The following is a 19704-nucleotide window of genomic DNA, read 5'->3' on the forward strand; positions in this document are numbered from 1 at the left end:
ATTAGAACTTATGCACTGGTAGTCAGAAACTGGGTTTTTTTACGAAATACTGCGTTACAGCCATAGATTCGGTCAAAAACCCAGTTTATTGGTCGGAGTTTATCAGTTCTGGTTTGTTTTAGCTTGCTTAATTCCTAACTTAACTGCACCACTGGTTTATCCTCTAACAACGTTTCATTTGTCAGCAAATCTTCCACGGTAATGCGTAAAAATCGCTGTTCGTCCACGCGAAAGAAAATTTTGATGCGATCGCCCCCCGGATACCCAGGCGGTGTCAATTGCGCGATACTGCGAGCTCCATCTTTGTCATTTAGCGGCTGTACCGAGGTTTGGCCCGCGATTTGGCGAGTAATTAGCCTGTCGCCGTCAAAATATATCTCCGTGCCGCCAGTTTCCGCTCCCAATTCGCCAATAATTAATTCTATACTCGGCTGATTTTCTAGAGAAGCTCCCAAGACTAATTCTACAGGTTCGCTCATCGGATAGGACTGACCGGATTTGATTAAACTGTGCCAACTGTGGCAATTTTCGCGGCGGTTCCAGTAGCGAATTCCGTAACTGTGATAGAGAAAATCTTTGATTTCTATGCCTTGACTCAGTTGCAGAGCACCGATTGCGATCGCCTCAAAGGGTCTGTCGCACCGAATCTTTGCCGGCTCGAAATATTGCTGCACCCAACGCTGCACCGCAGGAATTTGGACAGTACCGCCAACGAGCAAAACTGCATCGATGTCGCCAATTTCTAAACCTTGGCGGCGCGCTTGCTGCAATACTTGATTCATGCACTCGTCGAGGTTGTCAAAAAACTGATGTTCTGCGAGGATAGATTCAAAGCGCGATCGATCTAATTCTAATTCGTAACTCTCAAAATTTTCGTCATCAAAATAAACTTCAACTGCCTGATTTACCAAAGATAACTGAATCTTTAACCGTTCTGCCAATCTCGTTGTTATCGGAGATTTTGCCAGGTTTTTCGTTTTGACAAAATAGTCAACCAGCCAATTATCAATATCAGAACCGCCCAAATTTTGTCCGGCTTTCGCCAAAACCCGAGCAACTTTTGCTTTTTGTGCTGAAGATTCAGCTAATAATTTTTCGCCCCATTTGAGCAGAAAACCCAGGGGCTTTTTGCCAGCAGAAATGTCGAGACGCACCAGGGAAAGGTCGAGAGTTCCGCCGCCGAAATCAATGACTAAGAGAATTTCGCGATCGGCCAAACCGTAACCCAAAGCAGCCGCCGTAGGTTCGTCCAACATCCGCACCTGTTCTACTTGCAGAGATTGAGACACTTTACCCAACCAATGGCGGTAAGCTTCAAAACTATCTACCGGCACTGTAAAAATTAAAGAATCTACCGGCAAAGGCAGTTCGCGAATTGAGCTGACAATTTGGCTCAAATACAGCTCACCTACTCGTTCAAAATCCACAATTTGCCCGTCAAGTTCCGGCACAAAACCCTGAACCGAAGTGCCAATTCCCCGCTTGAAATTGCGGAAAAACCTAGAATCTCCACTCAGATCGAGACCTCGATCGCGGACTTGCTGACCGAGTATTACTTTATTTTTAGCAGCGTCCTCAACGTAGAGCAAACTGGGAATTAGGGGGGGATTTTGAGCCGAGATTGCCGACAATCCCGGTAATTTCAAAGTTTCGGGCTGCTGGGTGGCTTGATTCCAGCGAGCGGCGACGGTGTTGCTAGTTCCAAAGTCAATTGCGATCGTCATTTTACCACAATACACAGCTACTAGAGATTAGATTATATTATGGTATTTAGAGCAGCAAATACAAATATAAGATTTCGCCTATGGCAGGGCCCGACGGTGGCAAAGCAGAAACTATGTTGCTGCGATGATAAGGCGGTTGATGATGATTTGTGGTGTCAATTTTAAACGATTGCCGATAGCGATAAACAGCGGGAAATAATGGTTAAAGATTTGCGGCTGGTGGAATCTGCGATCGCTACCTGTCGCAAAGTAATTTCAATTGATAACAAAGTTAGAAATTGTTTTGCTTTCTTTAGCAGTACAGGTTGATGAACTCAAAGATATTATACGGGTAAAGCCAGCCCAAATGGCAAAAAAAATCCTTGACTGGCTGCCAAATGGTGCTGAAATAGAAATAAAACGATCGCTGCTGCAATTGGCTGACTGAATTTGATCGATCGCCCAAACTTAAACTAGCAAATTCCCGAATCGGTCTTGACAAAATAACTGCCGGCTTCTCCTTTAAACGACAGATCAAGCCTTTGCGGGTAATTTCAGTGCCGGCAACTGCACTTTTAAACCAGTAACAATTTCGATCGGACCGCCCCCATGCCAGTATTTGAGTAAACCGCGATCTCTGAATTCCAACAAAATACGATATTTTGTCCCGAAACCACGGTATAGTTAGAAAAACTTACAGTCGCAGTTTGGTGTTTATATCTGTTGGAGCAGTAAATCAACATTCTCAAAGTAAGATTTTCTCTCTTTGATGTTGCAGTATAAAATTTAGTCCGGGGCGATCGTCCATCTACTGCATATTGTTACGACTGCTACATTTAGTTAGACCGTAAAAGTTGGGTGCTTTTCGGTTTCCCGTACATCCTTGTCTTAGGTCTAGCAAGTTCTGTTATCTTAGACAGGATGTAGTTGTCTGGCTGGCGTATTTGCCGGGAAAAAAGCTGCTGTTCGATCGGGTATCTGTCTTCAGGAGGAACTTTGGCCCAGAGGAAAATTATCCCTGTAGGAACTGTTTGGTGCTGGCATCAATCGTTATGCTCCGTTCATCACAGCGAAGTTGTGGCAGATAGATACTGGGGTGTTGCGAACAGTAGCTTGATTTGATTCTATGTATACACTGGGAAAGCGGTAGTTAATACTCACCCGCCCCTCTTTCCTGACGGACTCTAAAACTAGGGCTGGTCGCAGCACCTGCATTGAGTCGTAGTCTTCAGCGGGACTTAAAAATGAAAATCACGTTTGTTCTTCCTACTTTGTGTCTGACTGGTGGAATACGAGTAGTATCTATTTTCGCAGAACTTTTGAGAAAGCGCGGGCACGAAGTGTTCGTGATCTCTGTACCCCACGCCCCACCGATTCTCCGACAGCAAGTCAAGTCGCTGCTGCGGGGACGGGGTTTGATTTCCGCACCCAAAAACGAACCCTCATTTTTCGATAACTTAGGTGTAAAACACGAAATTACCGATCGCTACCGCCCGGTAGAGGACAAAGATGTACCTGACGCTGACGTAGTAGTTGCCACCTGGTGGGAAACCGCCGAGTGGGTAGCAAAACTCTCTCCCAGCAAAGGAGCAAAAGCTTATTTTATCCAGCACCACGAAGTTTTTGACTATATACCCGAAGGTAGAGTAGAAGCAACCTGGATGCTGCCCATGCACAAAATTACGATTTCTCAATGGTTAGTCGATCTAGCTCGGACTAAATACAAAGACGACCAAGTTTCCTTAGCTCCTCCGAGTGTTGACACCAAGCAATTTTACGCCTGTCCCCGCCACAAACAATCGGTTCCGACCATTGGCATGATGTACTCTACAATTTATTGGAAAGGAACCGACATCGCCCTCAAAGCTTTTTCCCTAGCTGCCGAAAAAATTCCCAACCTGCGTCTGGTTGCCTTCGGTACACAGGCCCCATCCTCAGAATTGCCTCTACCGACCAATGCCGAGTATGTAATTCAACCCGACCAAGACCAAATCAAAGACTATTACAGCAAATGCGATGCGTGGCTGCTGGCGAGCCGTTCAGAAGGTTTCGGCTTGCCAATTATCGAAGCGATGGCGTGCCGCACTCCCGTCATCAGTACCCCCGCAGGCGCTGCTCCAGAAATTTTGAGCGGCGGTAGTGGCATACTTGTCCAACCCGAAGATCCTGAAGAAATGGCAGAAGCCATACAGTATGTCTGTCAGTTGCCCGATGCCCAGTGGCGAGCCCTGTCCGAAGCAGCCTATGCCAAGGTAGTCAATTATACTTGGGAAGATGCCACGACTTATTTTGAAGCGGGATTGAAAGTTGCTGTAGACAAATCTAAACAGCGGGACTTTAAGATATTTTCCTGTTCTCCCTACTACGTGCCGGACGATATGCCGCAAAAAGACAACCCAGAAAAAGTTCCGGTTGAATGCTAACTGCTGCAATCTCAAATCGGGACGCGCATTGTTGAAGCGGGATTCTCAGCAGGAATTCCATATCGTTTAATGGGGTGCTTCTGCCAAAACTCAAATTGCCCGCGTCCTGTTTTCTACGCAGCAGTCTCGACGCAAATTGTGATTGCATCCAGAGAATAGCTGTTCCAAGTTACCGCTGGCAAAAATCTTAACCCGAGTGCGACGGAGGTTTTAAGGATCGTGTCTTTATCGGGTTAGACTTGTCTCATCCTCAAGCATCTCTCGATTTGTAAGTGGGAAAAGTCCCGGGCGGCTAAGTAAGGTCGTTCGACTATCAAGTTACGATCGCCTCCAACAGCAGCCGGCACTCTAGACCGAGGTCAAAAAGAGGCTCGTAAGTCCCAACTTCCTGTAATGGAGAAGTTTGAAGGACCAGCGTGTATCTTTTTGATATATTTATGAAAATTACTTTTGTCCTTCCTACCCTTGGTCTTACGGGTGGCATGAGGGTGCTATCTATCTACACAGAACTTCTCCAAAAGCGAGGCCACAAAATATTTATCGTCTCTACACCCCAGCGACAACGGACTTTGAAGCAACAAGTGCGATCGTTGTTGAAGGGTAGAGGTTGGGAGTCCGCCCCTAAGAAAGAACTGTCTCACTTTGACAAGGTGGATGTAGAAATCCGAATTCTCGACACCGATCGTCCAGTTACCGACCTTGATGTACCTGATGCTGATGTGATTATGGCTACTTGGTGGGAAACTGCCGAGTGGGTGGACAAAATCTCCCCCCGCAAAGGAGCGAAAGTATATTTTCTCCAACACTACGAGGCTTTTGAGTACGTACCAAAAGGTCGAGTAGAGGCAACTTGGCGGCTGCCGATGCACAAAATCGCTGTGGCCCAGTGGCTGGCCGACAAAGCTCGGAATGAATACGGCGATTTGTCTGTCTCTCTTGTCCCTCCGACTGTGAACACCAAACAGTTTTACAGCCCCAAGCCCCGATCCAAGCAGTCAGTTCCCACAGTCGGGCTGTACTATTCTACAACTCCCTGGAAAGGCTGCGATCTTGCCCTGAAAGCTTTCTCTATAGCTGCCAAAAAAATTCCTAACCTGCGTTTGGTTGCCTTTGGTTCGGGGGAAAATCCTCCTTCCTATTTGCCGCTGCCGCGCGGTACTGAGTATAATAAAGCACCTACTCAAGACCAACTCAAAGATTACTACAGCAAATGCGATGCTTGGCTGTTTTCCAGTCGCTCCGAAGGCTTTGGCTTGCCAATTTTAGAAGCAATGGCTTGCGGCACTCCAGTCATCGGCACTCCTGCTGGTGCGGCACCGGAACTGCTGGCTGGGGGGGGTGGCATTCTGGTGAACCCAGAAAATCCAGAGGATATGGCAAGGGCGATCGAGCAAATTTGTCAGTTGTCTGATGCCGAATGGCTGGCGATGTCCGAGACAGCTTTAAATACGGTGATAAATTATACCTGGGAGGATGCAACGGCTCTGTTCGAGGCTGCACTGTACGCTGCTGTGGAACGTCAGTCACAATTAAGGAACAATCAGTAAAATTGAGGTGGATTTAAAAGCTCGGGGTGGGGCGATCGTTTAAGCGAGAATTTGTATCTGGCAAATTGAGCTGTCTTTATACAATTTTACTGCCAAAAAAAACCTATGGTTGCATTAATCCCAATTGCTCTGTTCGGCTGGATGCCGATCGTTTTTTACCTGTTTTTGAGGTTTCCGACTCAGCGGGCGGTAGTTATCAGTTTTGTGGTAGCGTGGCTGTTTTTGCCCCAAGCTTCTTATCCCATCCCCCTACTGCCGCCCTATGACAAAATTTCCGCATCTTGCTACGCGATTTTGCTGGCTACTATTTTCTTCGATACTTCGCGCCTCACCACTTTTAAACCGGGTTGGCTCGATGTGCCAATGGTAATTTGGTGTTTGTGTCCCATTGTTTCACAAGTTTCTAATGGTGGTAGCCCGATTTCTCCGACTTTCAGCCAAATCATTACTTGGGGTCTGCCTTATTTTGTAGGACGCTTGTATTTTGGTAGTTTAGACGGGCTGCGACAATTGGCGATCGGCATTTTTGCAGGTGGGTTGGCCTACATTCCCTTTACTTTAATTGAAGGGGTTAAGGGCCCCATTCTGCACCAAATGGTTTACGGCGTCAGTGCCTTTAATGACTGGGGTCAAGCCAGGCGGATGGGGGGGTGGAGACCCGTAGTCTTTATGCAGCACGGTTTGATGGTGGGCGTGTGGATGATGAGTGCCGCCTTAATCGGAGTTTGGCTTTGGCAAACTGGGACGCTCAAAAAGTTTCAAGGCCGCAACATCAAGACTCTAGTAATTGTATTAACTATTGCTTTTTTCCTGTGCCGTTCTACAGGCGCCTACAGTTTATTTGCGTTCGGGTTGATCGTATTATTTTCGGCGAAGCAGTTTCACACTTCTTTGCCGTTGTTATTCATCATTGGATATATAGTATTTTATCTGTACTTAGCTGCATCGGGTCAATTTTCGAGCGATGATGTGATTGGCTTTATCACTCAAGTATTTGGCGAAGAACGAGCCGCCTCTCTGAAGTTTAGATTTGACATGGAAGAGATATTGGGGGAAAAAGCGCGGCAAGTATTTCTTTTTGGCTGGGGAGATTCTGGCGGAAACCGCGTGTACAACCAGTACGGTAAAGATATCTCGGTCACAGACAGCTTGTGGATTATTGCATTTGGCGTCTATGGTGCAGTCGGTTTAGCGAGTTTATTTTCTGCTTTGTTACTTCCTGTGGTCGTCTTTTGCTTGTCCAAGTATCCCGCCAGAACCTGGTCTCATCCCAAAGTAGCGCCCGCTGCGGTCTTGGGAGTAGCCCTAACTATGTACGTGTTCGACTGTATTTTGAACGCTATGACTAACCCGATTTTTGCGGTGATTGCTGGCGGAATATCGGGTTTGGTTTTAAAAGCTCCAGAAAGTCTTAAGACTAAGAAAGCCAGTTCGCCGCCCAGAAGAAAGTTATTGGTTCACCAAAAATCAGGATGATTTTTAGGAAGGCGAGCCGATCGCACTCATAGCTTAAATTTATCTGGCATTCGCTGCATACACAAACTAAAAAACCTACCTTTTTTGCCTCAAACTTATTTCGGGAGTTGCGATCTCTTTCTCAATTTTTCAACATTAATTTACAATTTTTTAACTATTCGCACGAGATAGTCTTGTTCAGAAAATTGTGCTGCGAATTGTAAACCAAAAAAATGGCTTGATACACTTTTTGCTAAAACTAGGTGATTCTTTACACAATCTTTAAAATTTATTACTAGACAGGTAGGGTATACAGGCATATACTGAATAAAGTATATTCACCCTCCCGCGCCCAAAAAGTGAAAATACGAGGTTGCAGTGTGGGTTATAGTTTGAGCTGTAATTTAATAGAAAGAGTGGAAGGGAACAACAAATGAAAACCGTTAATTTATTGAATGTATCCATAGATAACCTGTCAATAACAGAATTGTTTGAAAAACTCGACAGCGAAGGCGGTGTCGTATTTACGCCCAATGTAGACCACTTGATTAAGTTGCAGTACGATCGCGATTTCTATGAAGCATACAATAAATCTAGTTATCGAGTCTGCGACAGTCAAATATTGATGTATGCCTCAAAATTCTTGGGTACTCCTATCAAAGAAAAAATTTCAGGTTCAGACTTGTTTCCGGCATTTTATATGTATCACAAGGATAACGAGAACATGAAAATATTTTTGCTGGGAGCTGCTGAAGGTATTGCCAGGAAAGCCCAGGAAAAAATCAATCAAAAAATTGGTAGAGAAATAGTGGTTGAAGCACTTTCTCCTTCTTTTGGCTTTGAAAAAAATGAGGAAGAGTGTGAAAAAATAATTGACGCGATCAATAAATCAGGAGCTACAGTTTTGGCAATAGGAGTGGGAGCCCCGAAGCAAGAGAAGTGGCTGATTAAATACCAGAGCAAACTGACACACGCCAAAATTTTCTTAGCCGTAGGTGCAACCATTGACTTTGAAGCTGGTTGCAAAGCAAGATCCCCCAAATGGATGAGCGAAGTCGGCATCGAATGGGCCTACCGACTGTTAAGCGAACCGAGAAGGTTGTGGAAAAGATATCTGATAGACGGTTTGCCTTTTTTCCGATTAATAGTAGAACAAAAATTAGGGTATTATAAAATGCCTTTCATGGACAGCAAAAACACGAACCTAGAATGGGAAGGCGGTTCGTGAACTAACACACGCCGACAGCGCTTGCGGTTGGCCTGTAGGCTTCACAATTCATCTGTGAGAAATTTGTTCGTTTCGTCGTTGCACATTTCCCCTTGCTCGTTGCGTTTGGCATCGGTAAACCTGCACTCCTCACCTCACGCGCATTCATCCCGACGCTGAATCAAAGATTACAGCGCGGGGAGGAATGCTGCTTCAGCTAAAAACGGGAGCGACTAATCTATAACGTCAATAAAGCTGAGTATGAGTTCTGGCGTTTGACTTCAGGGTGAGACAGATGCAAGCTGTGCACAGCCCGATCGCACTCGATTCCAAAAATATTCATTTTTGCTTTCAATTCCGGGTAAAATCGGCATGAAAGCTTTTTTAGAAATCCCTAATTAGGGATCCAGCGGATGAATCTCCCTTCTTTCTTGTGGTTGTGGAAAATAGCGGCTTGGTCAATGGGTGTTTCTCTGTTAGCTTACCTGTTGCTGGCCGTTACTGGAACCTGGATGTTTGCCGCCCGCAGTACGAAACAGCCGCGACCAAAATGGCTGCGTCCCTTTCATTTGGCGACTGGTACGGGAATGGCGACTTTGGTAATTTTACTGCTGGGAATTGGTGTAGTCGGTACGCTGGGATACTACGGGAATTTGGGTCACTCGGCTCATTTACCGGCGGGATTAGCTGTTGTTGCTTTGGTGTTGGTTTCTGTGGGAAGTGGTTTGCAAATTGGCCCTAAACATCCTTGGGCGCGTCCCGTCCACATCGGGGCTAATTTGGCTTTGTGCGGGGGATTTGTGACTGTGTTGCTCACAGGATGGACTATTGTACAAAAGTATTTACCAAAAGTTTAAGGTTTGTAGCGAGGACTTGAGTCCTCAAAGTTTGAACAGGACTGAAGTCCTGACTACAAACCTGCTTGATCTGTGAAATCTAAGATATGCTGCGCGGTAATCTCGGGTTTTTCTAAGTGAGGAACGTGTCCGCAATCCGGTATCCAAATTAGTTGAGAATTGGCGATCGCACTTTTGAACTTTTCTGCATCCGCCGTCCCCAAAATTCGGTCTTGTTTTCCCCACAAAATCAGTGTTTCCTGCTGAATCTCGGACAACTTTTCCCCAAAACCTGCGTAACCGCCGCTTTTGGTAAAAGCAATTAAAGCTTGATTCCAATTGGGTACTTCCAAGTGCAAAGCAGCGCAAGTTTGGGCATCAACAGAAGCCAAAGTTTGATCGAAATAAGCGTTGACGCTGATTTTTTGACGAATTTTAGGGTTTCGTAAAAATGAAGTAGCCAAATATCCTAAAGGTGGAATTAAAAATTTGCCATTATTAGAAGTGACGGCAAAACCTGCACTGTCTATTAAGATTAACTTTTTGACAAGTTCGGGATGATTGAGAGTGAAATCAATTGCTGCTGCACCTCCCATCGATGCACCAATTAAGATTACTGGTTCCGAAATTAGCGTTTTCCAAAAGTAGTAAAGGTGACTTCCGATCGCCTTTGCGCTAAAAGGCAAACCCGCCAGTCTTTCTGTAAAGCCAAAACCCAATAAATCCACCGCCCAAGTTTCATTTTTTTCGGCTAGCAGCGGCAACAGGCGACGGAATTCAAATACGGAACTGTCGAACCCGTGAATGAGCAAAATTGGCGTGTTTCCGCTGCCTTGGCGCACGTAGGTTGTGGCAATTGGCTGCTGGCTGAGACTCGTTGTAATTGCCTCCTGCTGAATGCTTTGGGCTAAGGCAATTGAGGTAGATTCTGTGAGTTGTGCGATCGATTTTGGCAGAAAACTTGCTGGCATAATTCTTGATAAAGTGTGAATCGGTAGGGGCGATGCCTCCGCGATCGCCCCGAACCCTCAAACATTTAAGTATATATGCTCGATCGCCTTCTACTTGAGGATTTAGGGCGATCGACCTCTGAAACCAGGATCTATACTTAGTCTCGTGGTGTCTCGGCTAAGGCTGAGTTGGTTAACTATATGTTAAAATATTTGAGAATAGTTGCTAATAATTCCTTTTTAATCTACTATGCTTAAGAGCAGTAGATATTGCTTCGTGGGGGTTAAAGCGCACATTGGCATCTAACGCAAGAGAGATTAAAACTACGACGAACTCGCCCAAAAATCGTCTTTCTGGGCTGGTTGGATGGCTGCGTCCGAAATATTAACAGGGAAAGAGTTCGCTGAAACTGGAAATTTAGCGATGTATACCATTGTGCGTCGCCAGTATTGAGAATTAATCTCAAGTCTGGCCACAAGCAAGCCCAAGCAAAAAGTTACTAAATATCGATCGACAATCATAACAGATGAAAGAAAACACCCAAGAATACAGCCAACAAAACGAACAGCTAAACCCCAGACAGTTCGGGGCTTTTACCTTTTACGGCGAGACACCAGAAGTCTCTCAAACCGCAGAGGATAGCACAGAAGTTCAGCCAGACTCAGCTCAGGGTAAATCATTCCCGCTAGCAATGGCAAGCGTTGGCGACAAGCTGCAGATAGTCAAACTCAAAGGTTCAGAAGGCACTGTGCGACGCCTCATCGGCATGGGATTAGTCCCTAGCATGGAAGTTCAAATAGTCAGCAATTCTGGGGGCTCCGTGATTGTGGGAATTGGCGACAACCGCATTGGTTTGGGGGCGGGTATGGCACAAAAAATTATGTGCAGTAATTCATAATTGTCATAAACAAATAGTAATGTTATTCGATTTGTGAAGAAGATTTTCTTTTTTTTACCGCAGAGGGCGCAGAGAGCACAGAGGAAGAGGAAAGAGAGATTTTGACACATTCTGAAGGGGTTACTATCTTCTGACATTTAATCTAATTTGTACCAATTTATAGTCCATTAAAACAAGAGATGAACGAGAAAAAACAACTAGGGGATTTAGCTGTTGGCAGCATCGGCCGAGTAGTTGGCTATGAGAAAACAGCCCGCGGTTACAAAAGTAAATTGTTAGCAATGGGATTGACGCCGGGAACAGAATTTACTGTTACCCGCCACGCACCCTTAGGAGATCCCGTAGAAATCCTAGTGCGGGGTTTCAAACTCAGTTTACGCAAAGATGAAGCCAATATCTTATTTGTACAGGAAGTAGAAGAATGACTAAGCAAGTTATTGGATTGGTGGGCAACCCCAACTGTGGAAAAACTACTTTATTTAATGCCCTGACTGGTGCTAATCAACGAGTAGGTAATTGGCCTGGAGTAACAGTTGAACGCAAAGAGGGAAAATATGCTCACGACGGTTTTGTAATTACGATTGTTGACTTACCGGGAGTTTATTCTATTGATGCCGAAGACGGAGATACCGGACTCGATGAATTGGTAGCGCGAGATTATTTGCTATCTGGCGAAGCTGATGTGATTGTGAATATTGTTGATGCTTCCAACTTAGAACGAAATTTGTATCTCACAACGCAAATTTTAGAGATGCGCGTGCCGATGATAGTCGCGCTAAATATGATGGATGTTGCCAAGGAACGAGACATCCGAATTAATGTTAGCAAACTGGCAGAACGCCTCGGTTGTACTGTAGTGCCGATGAGTGCTACGTCAAATGACGGGGTGCCTTTGTTGCGCGATGCTGTGAATAAGGCTCTGGTTAAGCCGATCGTACCATCTGCCTATGTTGGTTATCCGGCTGCGATCGAAGATGCGATCGCCCAACTAATCCCGCATATCGAACAGCATAGCCCAAACCGCAGTATAGATGCCCGCTGGACAGCCCTGAAACTCCTAGAATACCAGGATGATGTCGCCCCGGAACTCGCCAATACAGAGTTAGAAAAAATAGTCGTCCCGCACCGCCGCCGAGTTCACGAAACCCTTGATGACGACTTAGATATTATCATTGCCGACAGCCGCTACACCTTCATCCGCACCCTCACTCAAGGCGTCGCCGAATCTTCCAGAGAAGTCAAAGCCAATCTTTCCGATAAAATCGACCAAATTGTACTCAACCGCTGGTTAGGCATTCCCGTATTCTTGATGGTGATGTACTTAATGTTCACTATTTCGATTAACGTCGGCGGCGTGTTTATCGACTTTTTTGACCAATTCTTCGGGACAATTTTTGTAGAGGGTTTCGGTAATATTTTAGAAAGTATCGATTCCCCTGGATGGTTGATCGGACTGCTCGCAAAAGGTGCTGGTGGCGGGATTCAAACTACATCTACTTTTATTCCCCAAATTGGGATGATGTTCTTGTGTTTGTCAGCGTTGGAAGACTCCGGCTACATGGCGCGGGCAGCCTTCGTAATGGACAGATTAATGCGATTTGTCGGACTTCCTGGCAAGTCTTTTGTACCGATGATGATCGGTTTTGGCTGTAATATTCCCGGAATTATGGCGACGCGGACATTGGAAAATAAGCGCGATCGCACGATGACGATTATGATGAATCCATTCATGTCTTGTAGTGCCAGATTAGCAGTTTACGCCTTATTTTGTGGCGCATTCTTCCAAGTCGGCGGTCAAAACATGGTGTTGGGGCTTTACCTGTTAGGCATTTTAGCAGCAGTGATCACTGGACTAATCTTAAAAAACACAATCCTGCAAGGAGAAGCTGCACCGTTTGTGATGGAACTGCCGCCCTACCACATTCCTAAGCTTAAAGGCGTGCTGCTGCGGACTTGGGACAGATTGCAGGCTTTTATCAAAAAGGCAGGAATTGCGATCGTGATCATGGTAATTGTACTAGGATTCATGAACTCCGTGGGTACCGATGGTTCTTTCGGCAAAGAAAACAGCAAAGATTCAATTCTGAGTGCAGTTGGCCGCACAGTCACACCCGTCTTTGCTCCGATGGGAGTCACCCAAGAAAACTGGCCCGCTAGCGTCGGTTTACTAACAGGAGTATTTGCCAAAGAAGTAATGGTTGGCACCTTAGACTCTCTCTACACCCAACTAGGAGAGGAACAAAAAGCAGCAGGTGCAGAACCTGAAAAAGCAGAATTTAGCTTGTGGGGCGGTATCGGCAAAGCATTTCTCACTATTCCAGAGAATCTAACAAAACTTCCAGGCCAACTTTTTGACCCCCTCGGTTTAAGTTCGGCCAATATTACAGACAAACAAGCAGCAGCAGATGCTCAAGGTATTTCTGGTAGCACCTACGGACAAATGTCTAAACGCTTTGGTTCTAATAGTGCGGCCTTTGCTTATTTGTTGTTTGTATTGCTGTATTTCCCGTGCGTCTCCGCAACCGCAGCACTTTACCGCGAAACAAATTTGGGCTGGACAATATTCGCCTGTACTTGGACTACAGGTTTAGCTTATTTTACAGCAGTTGAATACTATCAAATTGCCACATTTGTAGAGCATCCAGCATCCTCTATTGCTTGGATTGGAGGACTAGCAGTAACTATGGCTGCTGCCATTTTTGGATTAAAAATCGCTGGTTCAAAACGCCACAAACGGCGCGAAGTGATGAGTCAGTAGTCAGTAGCACTGTATATCCTCGCGAGCGTCCCCGCTCGCACTTCCTACAATAACAAAGGATAAAAACCATGATTTTAAGCGAAATTCAACAGTTTATTTCCCAAAATAAAAGAGCCTCTCTCGCTGATTTGAAACTCCATTTTCGCATGGACGGCGATGCTTTGCGCGGAATGCTAAATCGCCTCATCCGCAAAGGCCGCATCAGTAAAATGGCAGAGGCGAAAAAGTGCGGCGGATGTCATAGTTGCAGCGACGATGCTACGGAGATTTATGTCTGGGTAAATGCCGATAAATCCGCACCCGCAGAAGAACCAGTTTCTGCAAATTGCCATTAATCTCATGTTCGCTCAATTACCCCGAATCAACAAGGTTTGTAGTGAGGACTTTAATCCTCATCTTAGGACTAAAGTCCTCACTACCAACAGCAATCACCCTCAATCCCTCTCCTTCCCTCTTCCTCTTTCTTATCCTCTCTTTCTCTGCGCCATCTGCGGTCTCTGCGGTTAATAAAAAAAATCTTGTTCGCAAAGCCCAGAAAATTAGGATACCATTTACTCAGACATCTGAATATATGTTCAGTAATGATAATCATTCTAAAATCTTAAAGGGATACTGAATAATGACTCAAATTCCTTCCATCAAAACCCTACAAACTAAAATTGGCGGAATGGACTGCGGTAACTGCGCCAAAACCGTAGCAGCAGGCTTGCAAAAACTGCCCGGACTTACTGACATCAATGTAGTTTTTGCAACAGAAAGTTTGCGGTTAAATTACGACCCTCAACAAGTAACCGAGAAAGCTATTTTCGATCGCATTCAAACTTTAGGCTACACGATCGAACAGCCCTCCGCAGCAGTATCATCGAAGGAGGACTGTTGTTCGGGCGAACACCATCACGAACACCATCACCAGCATTCTACAGTCGAGAAAACTCAAAAAACCAACCCAACTAACTGGGAATTCTGGATTCGCAATCGCCGGGGACAAAGCGTAATTTTAGCGGGAATAGGATTAATTCTGGGATTGCTAACTCAGCATTTAGCCCTGACAATTTGGATATCGCGGGCTTTTTACGGTATCGGTATTATTGTAGCTGGATATCCGATCGCCCGCGCGGGCCTGATGGAGTTGCGCTTGCGCCGCGCCGACATGAATTTGTTGATGACTATTTCGGTAATTGGCGCGGTAGCTTTAGGCGATTGGTTTGAAGCGGCGTTAGTTGTATTCCTGTTTAGTCTGGGAACAACTTTGCAAACTTTCACTTTCAGCCGCACTCGCCATGCGATTGCTAGTTTGATGGATATAACACCACCGACTGCAACTGTCAAGCGCGACAATAACCATGAAGTGACGGTGCGGGTTGAGGAAATTCAAGTTGGAGAAATTTTGACAATTCGTCCCGGCCAAAGGGTAGCATTAGATGGAGTTGTGGTATCGGGGAATTCGGCGATCGACCAATCGCCAATTACGGGCGAATCTATTCCCGAAGATAAGGAAACGGGCGATCGGGTTTTTGCCGGCACCTTAAATCAAACGGGCTTTTTGGAAGTCAAAGTTACTCACACTGCGAATGATACCACGGTTGCGAAAATTGTGCACTTAGTCGAGTCGGCACAATCGAGCCGCGCCCCAACTCAGCAGTGGGTGGATAAGTTTGCAGAAATTTATACTCCTATTGTGATTGCAAGTGCGATCGCCCTGACAGTAATTCCGCCCTTAATTTTTGGTCAACCGTTCAGCGTTTGGTGCTACCGCGCCCTGGTAATGTTAGTCATAGCCTGTCCCTGCGCCTTAGTAATTTCCACTCCGGTTTCCATTGTCAGCGCCATCGGTGCAGCCACCAGTCAAGGCGTGTTATTTAAGGGCGGAAACGGCTTAGAAAATGCTGGAAAAATTAAAAGTCTGGCTTTTGATAAAACCGGAACTTTGACAGAAGGTAAACCCGTTGTGCAAAAGGTTTACGACTTGGGAGAATTGAGCGCCAGCACGGTATTGTTAGTTGCAGCTTCTTTGGAACAAAAATCGGAACATCCTTTAGCTAAGGCAATTATTAGTAAAGCGAAGGAAGAAGGAATCGAGTTAGAAACTCCCGAAAATTTTACTGCTTATCCGGGTAAAGGAATTGCTGCTAATTTTGCAAACAACCTCTATCTTGTCGGAAATCGCCGCTTATTTACTGACCAAAATATCGAACTGTCAACATCAGCCGTCTCTCTGCTAGATGATATCGAAAAATTAGGGCAAACTCCTGTTTTAGTCGGCAGCACTCGCGGTTTGTTGGGAGTGATTGCTTTGGCTGACGGCTTGCGACTGGAAGCTGCCGAAGCCCTACATTTGCTGAAACAGATGGGTTTGAACAATTTGGTGATGCTTACGGGCGATCGCACTTTTGTAGCCCAGCAAATAGCCCAACAACTCAACCTATCTGAGTATAAAGCAGAACTGCTACCATTCGACAAACTTCAATCAATTCAACAATTGCGAAATAAGGGAACCGTCGGAATGGTAGGCGACGGCATTAATGATGCCCCCGCTTTAGCAGCCGCCGATATCAGCTTTGCAGTTGGGGGCATTGATATGGCCCTAGAAACCGCCGATGTAGTGCTAGTTGGTAGCGACTTAAGAAAACTCGCCTATGCAGTTGATTTGAGCCGCCGCACTGTCAGTGTAATTCAGCAGAATGTAATTTTTTCCTTAGTCACAAAAGCACTGTTTTTATTGTTGGGAACCTTTGGGTTTGTAGGGTTAGCCGTGGCAGTTTTGGCAGACACCGGAACTTCGTTAATTGTCACCGCAAATGGGATGCGGCTCTTTCGTTCAAAATAGCCACAAGGCGCGGAGTAAGACGGCGGTTGCAACCGCCGAGTCTTCTACTTCTTCGCCCCTACCCCAACATACATAATCGATATATCCTCATTAATTTTGATTTTAAACAACCCAGATTTTTTGTAATCAACATAGTTAGCTATATTAGACAGTAGCACTTGAGAAACTTGTTGGAAACTTGCCGGAGAAGGCAATAGCTGCTTTCCACTTGTAAGATTTCCCCAAAAACCGTGCATCTCGCTTAAAACAGCCCCCATTTCTCCAAACATATCAAAACCTTTAATTTCAATCTTGTCGAAACCCGTATCTCGCATTACCGCAGAGAGTTCCTCCGGGGTAATAAACTTTTCCCAATCGTGAACGCCTCGCTTAATTTCTTGCAAGGTATTTTCCATCAACCCAATCATCACAACTTGGGAGGAAAAAGTGCGGTTGATTGTATCAAAAAAAAACAGTCCCCCGGGCTTAAGAATTCTGTGAACCTCTGATACAACTTGTTTGTAATCGACAACGTGTTCTAAAACATCTACGCAGATTACCACATCGAAGGTATTGTTAGCGTAGGGCATATTTTCGGCAAAGCCTTGTCTGTAGTCTATCTCGAAACCGCTGGTAACTGCGTGATTCTGGGCTGCTACAATACATTTGTCCGATCGATCTATTCCGGAAACCACAGCGCCCCTCTCGGCCATAAACTCGCAGGAAAAACCGCCGCCGCACCCGACATCTAAGGTTTTCAGCCCTTGCCAATTGGTCGCGTGTCTGTCGAAAAACTCAAATCTAGGTTTGTTTAGATGGTAGAGAGCATATATTTTAGCATTTTCGTCCCACCAATTATCAGCATTTTCATCGTAAAATTCTAAATCGTTTTTTACTTCTGTTTTCTGCACGATTTTTTTAGTCCTGATTAGTGGAAGATACAGCAGCAGTTGTCAATCGCCACAGTTTTTTATTATAATACTTTTGACATAAATTTCAACCAGATGGATCGCGTTTCTATTGTCATCCCAACCCTGAACGAAGCGACTTGTCTGGAGCGCACCTTGCGCCAACTCAGCATTCTCAATCCTCCCGCTTGGGAAGTGTTAGTGGTAGACGGCGGCAGTCAAGACGACACAGTGGCGATCGCACTTTCCTCGATGATCCCAGTTATTTCTAGCAGTATAACCGGACGCTCCGCGCAAATGAACCTAGGTGCAGAAACCGCCACCGGCGAAATTCTGTGCTTTCTCCACGCCGATACTTTAGTTCCCGACGACATTGTAGCAGTTATTCAAAAAACTTTGTCCGATCCCGAAATTGTCGGGGGCGGATTTATCTCCCTAATGACAGGTTTGCAGCAAACAAGATGGGGTTTTTCGCTGCACAATTACCTAAAAACTTTCTACGCGCCGCTGCTATTTCGACCTCATTTATTTTGCAAAGGATTGCGCTTGCTGTTTGGCGACCAAGTTATTTTTTGCCGCCGTACCGATTTTTGGGAATGTGCGGGTTTCGATCCGGCGCTGTCAATTATGGAGGAAGCGGATTTGTGTTTGAAGTTAGTACGCAGGGGAAGACTGAAGTTAGTCAATCGGGTGGTGGAAAGTAGCGATCGGCGAGTGGCGACTTGGGGCGAATTCAAAGCAATTGCTATCTATCTTTCAATAGGTTTTTTGTGGGGTTTTGGCGTTTCAGCGAGCTATCTCAAGCAGTTTTATGAAGACATTCGCTGACCTACAAAATCTGCTTAAATTCCCAGAATGTACTGGCTGTATTTTTGGGGCAAAACTTTTTGCAATATGTAAATAATCGCCAAACAAGCCAACAATGTTCCGGTAACTAAAAAGCCGAGCTTCAGCAGCGGATGTACGGGTTCAATAAACTTATAAAACACTAACAACACGTATTGCACGACTGTCGAATCTAGCAGATATATCGGGAATGAATAAGCTGCCAATATTTTGACAAACCCCGATACTTGACTGGGAAGTGCGATTTTTTTAGAAAATGCCAGGACTGACAAGACGAATAAAATTGCGTATCCTTGCGAAGATAGTTTAAAAAACGATCGCACGAACCATCCCTCCAAATTAACGTCGCCGAGCAGGTAATATTCCCAAATGCTTGCTAGATAAAATAGGATAGTTGCTCCTAAAATTGGGATTCTTCTGCGTTCGAGAACGGGTTGAATTTTGTCATAGGCTGCGCCCAAAAACAAACCTGTTGAAAATGGCAAAATCCAACTAAAAATCCAGCGCTCCATCAAAGGTAGAGGTATTGATATGTATTTGAAAACTGCCAAGTAAAAGAATATTGTAAAAATTGTTTGAATTGTCAAACCCAAGAGTAAAATCTTTCTGGGTTCTAAAACTCTGAATTTCACTAGCAGCCACCACCAACCGTAGCATTGAATAATTACTACGATGAAGTAATAGGGAGGCATTACTGAACCTGTCAGGATATTTCTGAGCAATGACAGTAAATCAATTTTTGGGAGCGAGTTCCAACTATTTAAGATGTACAAAACTACTGACCAAAACAGATAGGGCGGTATAATTCTTGACAGTCGTTTTTTGAATACTTCTGCGGGATTATGTTGATTGTCCGTTTTGTTGCTGAGAAAAAAACCGCTCAGCAGTAAAAATGCGGGTACGCAGAACAGTTGCAATGTGTCGATCGCCACAAACAGAATTCGGCGCTCGCGAAATGCCGAGAATCCAGCATGAATAATCACAACACCTACGATCGCTAAAGCTCGGAGCAAATCAAATTCTGCGAACCGATTAGAAGCTTTTTGCATTGGAAAAATTAGGTTGAAAAAATTTGATTTAAACTACAATACGGTTCACTTAACATATTTATACCCCGGAGATCCCTTGCAGCATCCCCCTTCTTAAGGGGGACGAAAGAGAGCATTGTTGTCCCCCCCTTTTTAAGGGGTGTGCCAGGGAGATCGTCTTAAGTAAACCGTATTGATTTAAAGTAGAAATTTTTTGTCTGATGAGTTTTAACCCTAGCATGAAATCTGATTTTTCCTGATATCTTCACAAAACTTATCTGGGGGAAAATAATACCAGTTCCCAAATAAAATCCAACTGCTTTCCCCGCAACCTGTAC

17 protein-coding genes are annotated in these 19704 nt (G+C 45.1%); 12 read left to right on the forward strand and 5 right to left on the reverse strand.

The genetic code is table 11. From position 1 onward, the window contains the following. Positions 1-134 precede the first annotated feature (134 nt). Positions 135-1724: an Hsp70 family protein gene (locus tag IQ270_RS19090; protein WP_193974742.1), complete on the reverse strand. Its 1590-nt coding sequence runs from the start codon at positions 1722-1724 to the stop codon at positions 135-137. 259 nt (positions 1725-1983) lie between these two features. On the opposite strand from IQ270_RS19090, the gene IQ270_RS19095 reads away from it, so the two are divergent. The 6 genes from IQ270_RS19095 to IQ270_RS19120 all read left to right on the forward strand — a co-directional run bounded on the left by IQ270_RS19095 (position 1984) and on the right by IQ270_RS19120 (position 9192). Then, positions 1984-2151, forward strand: coding sequence for a hypothetical protein (locus IQ270_RS19095; protein WP_193974726.1), 168 nt, complete (start codon positions 1984-1986; stop codon positions 2149-2151). Positions 2152-2947: 796 nt separating this feature from the next. Continuing rightward, complete coding sequence (locus tag IQ270_RS19100) at positions 2948-4126, forward strand: glycosyltransferase family 4 protein (RefSeq protein ID WP_193974727.1); 1179 nt, start codon at positions 2948-2950, stop codon at positions 4124-4126. Between the two features lie 437 nt (positions 4127-4563). Then, positions 4564-5673 (forward strand): glycosyltransferase family 4 protein, encoded by a 1110-nt coding sequence (locus IQ270_RS19105; RefSeq protein WP_193974728.1) that lies wholly within the window; start codon positions 4564-4566, stop codon positions 5671-5673. 105 nt (positions 5674-5778) lie between these two features. Beyond that, positions 5779-7149 (forward strand): O-antigen ligase domain-containing protein, encoded by a 1371-nt coding sequence (locus IQ270_RS19110; protein ID WP_193974729.1) that lies wholly within the window; start codon positions 5779-5781, stop codon positions 7147-7149. Between the two features lie 412 nt (positions 7150-7561). Continuing rightward, positions 7562-8356: a WecB/TagA/CpsF family glycosyltransferase gene (locus tag IQ270_RS19115; protein WP_193974730.1), complete on the forward strand. Its 795-nt coding sequence runs from the start codon at positions 7562-7564 to the stop codon at positions 8354-8356. Positions 8357-8748: 392 nt separating this feature from the next. Continuing rightward, positions 8749-9192 carry a DUF4079 domain-containing protein gene (locus tag IQ270_RS19120; protein WP_193974731.1) on the forward strand — a complete coding sequence of 148 codons (444 nt, stop codon included), beginning with the start codon at positions 8749-8751 and terminating at the stop codon, positions 9190-9192. Positions 9193-9245: 53 nt separating this feature from the next. Here the strand turns inward: IQ270_RS19120 and IQ270_RS19125 are convergent, their stop codons facing one another. Together IQ270_RS19125 and IQ270_RS19130 are read right to left on the reverse strand one after the other, a co-directional pair. Further along, positions 9246-10142: an alpha/beta fold hydrolase gene (locus IQ270_RS19125; protein ID WP_193974732.1), complete on the reverse strand. Its 897-nt coding sequence runs from the start codon at positions 10140-10142 to the stop codon at positions 9246-9248. 303 nt (positions 10143-10445) lie between these two features. Next, a complete protein-coding gene (locus IQ270_RS19130; RefSeq protein ID WP_193974733.1) occupies positions 10446-10643 on the reverse strand; it encodes a hypothetical protein in 198 nt (65 codons plus the stop codon). A 5-nt stretch (positions 10644-10648) separates the two neighbouring features. Between IQ270_RS19130 and IQ270_RS19135 the strand changes: the two genes are divergently transcribed. The 5 genes from IQ270_RS19135 to IQ270_RS19155 all read left to right on the forward strand — a co-directional run bounded on the left by IQ270_RS19135 (position 10649) and on the right by IQ270_RS19155 (position 16605). Then, positions 10649-11020, forward strand: a complete 372-nt coding sequence (locus tag IQ270_RS19135; protein ID WP_193974734.1) for a FeoA family protein — start codon at positions 10649-10651, stop codon at positions 11018-11020. A 179-nt stretch (positions 11021-11199) separates the two neighbouring features. Further along, positions 11200-11445, forward strand: a complete 246-nt coding sequence (locus IQ270_RS19140) for a FeoA family protein (RefSeq protein ID WP_193974735.1) — start codon at positions 11200-11202, stop codon at positions 11443-11445. Continuing rightward, positions 11442-13778: a Fe(2+) transporter permease subunit FeoB gene (gene feoB / locus IQ270_RS19145; RefSeq protein ID WP_193974736.1), complete on the forward strand. Its 2337-nt coding sequence runs from the start codon at positions 11442-11444 to the stop codon at positions 13776-13778. The genes IQ270_RS19140 and feoB overlap by 4 nt, the downstream gene beginning before the upstream one ends. Before the next feature lie 68 nt (positions 13779-13846). Continuing rightward, a complete protein-coding gene (locus IQ270_RS19150; protein ID WP_193974737.1) occupies positions 13847-14113 on the forward strand; it encodes a FeoC-like transcriptional regulator in 267 nt (88 codons plus the stop codon). Positions 14114-14397: 284 nt separating this feature from the next. Next, positions 14398-16605 (forward strand): cation-translocating P-type ATPase, encoded by a 2208-nt coding sequence (locus IQ270_RS19155; RefSeq protein ID WP_193974738.1) that lies wholly within the window; start codon positions 14398-14400, stop codon positions 16603-16605. Between the two features lie 44 nt (positions 16606-16649). On the opposite strand, the gene ubiG is transcribed toward IQ270_RS19155, so the two are convergent. Further along, positions 16650-17495 (reverse strand): bifunctional 2-polyprenyl-6-hydroxyphenol methylase/3-demethylubiquinol 3-O-methyltransferase UbiG, encoded by an 846-nt coding sequence (ubiG, locus tag IQ270_RS19160; protein ID WP_193974739.1) that lies wholly within the window; start codon positions 17493-17495, stop codon positions 16650-16652. 93 nt (positions 17496-17588) lie between these two features. On the opposite strand from ubiG, the gene IQ270_RS19165 reads away from it, so the two are divergent. Next, complete coding sequence (locus IQ270_RS19165) at positions 17589-18320, forward strand: TIGR04283 family arsenosugar biosynthesis glycosyltransferase (RefSeq protein WP_193974740.1); 732 nt, start codon at positions 17589-17591, stop codon at positions 18318-18320. Positions 18321-18334: 14 nt separating this feature from the next. Here IQ270_RS19165 and IQ270_RS19170 read toward each other — a convergent pair whose 3' ends face one another. Further along, positions 18335-19387 carry an acyltransferase gene (locus IQ270_RS19170; protein ID WP_193974741.1) on the reverse strand — a complete coding sequence of 351 codons (1053 nt, stop codon included), beginning with the start codon at positions 19385-19387 and terminating at the stop codon, positions 18335-18337. Between the last annotated feature and the right edge of the window lie 317 nt (positions 19388-19704).

It is taken from the genome of Microcoleus sp. LEGE 07076 (genome assembly GCF_015207455.1).
Classification (GTDB): Bacteria; Cyanobacteriota; Cyanobacteriia; order Cyanobacteriales; family Microcoleaceae; genus Microcoleus.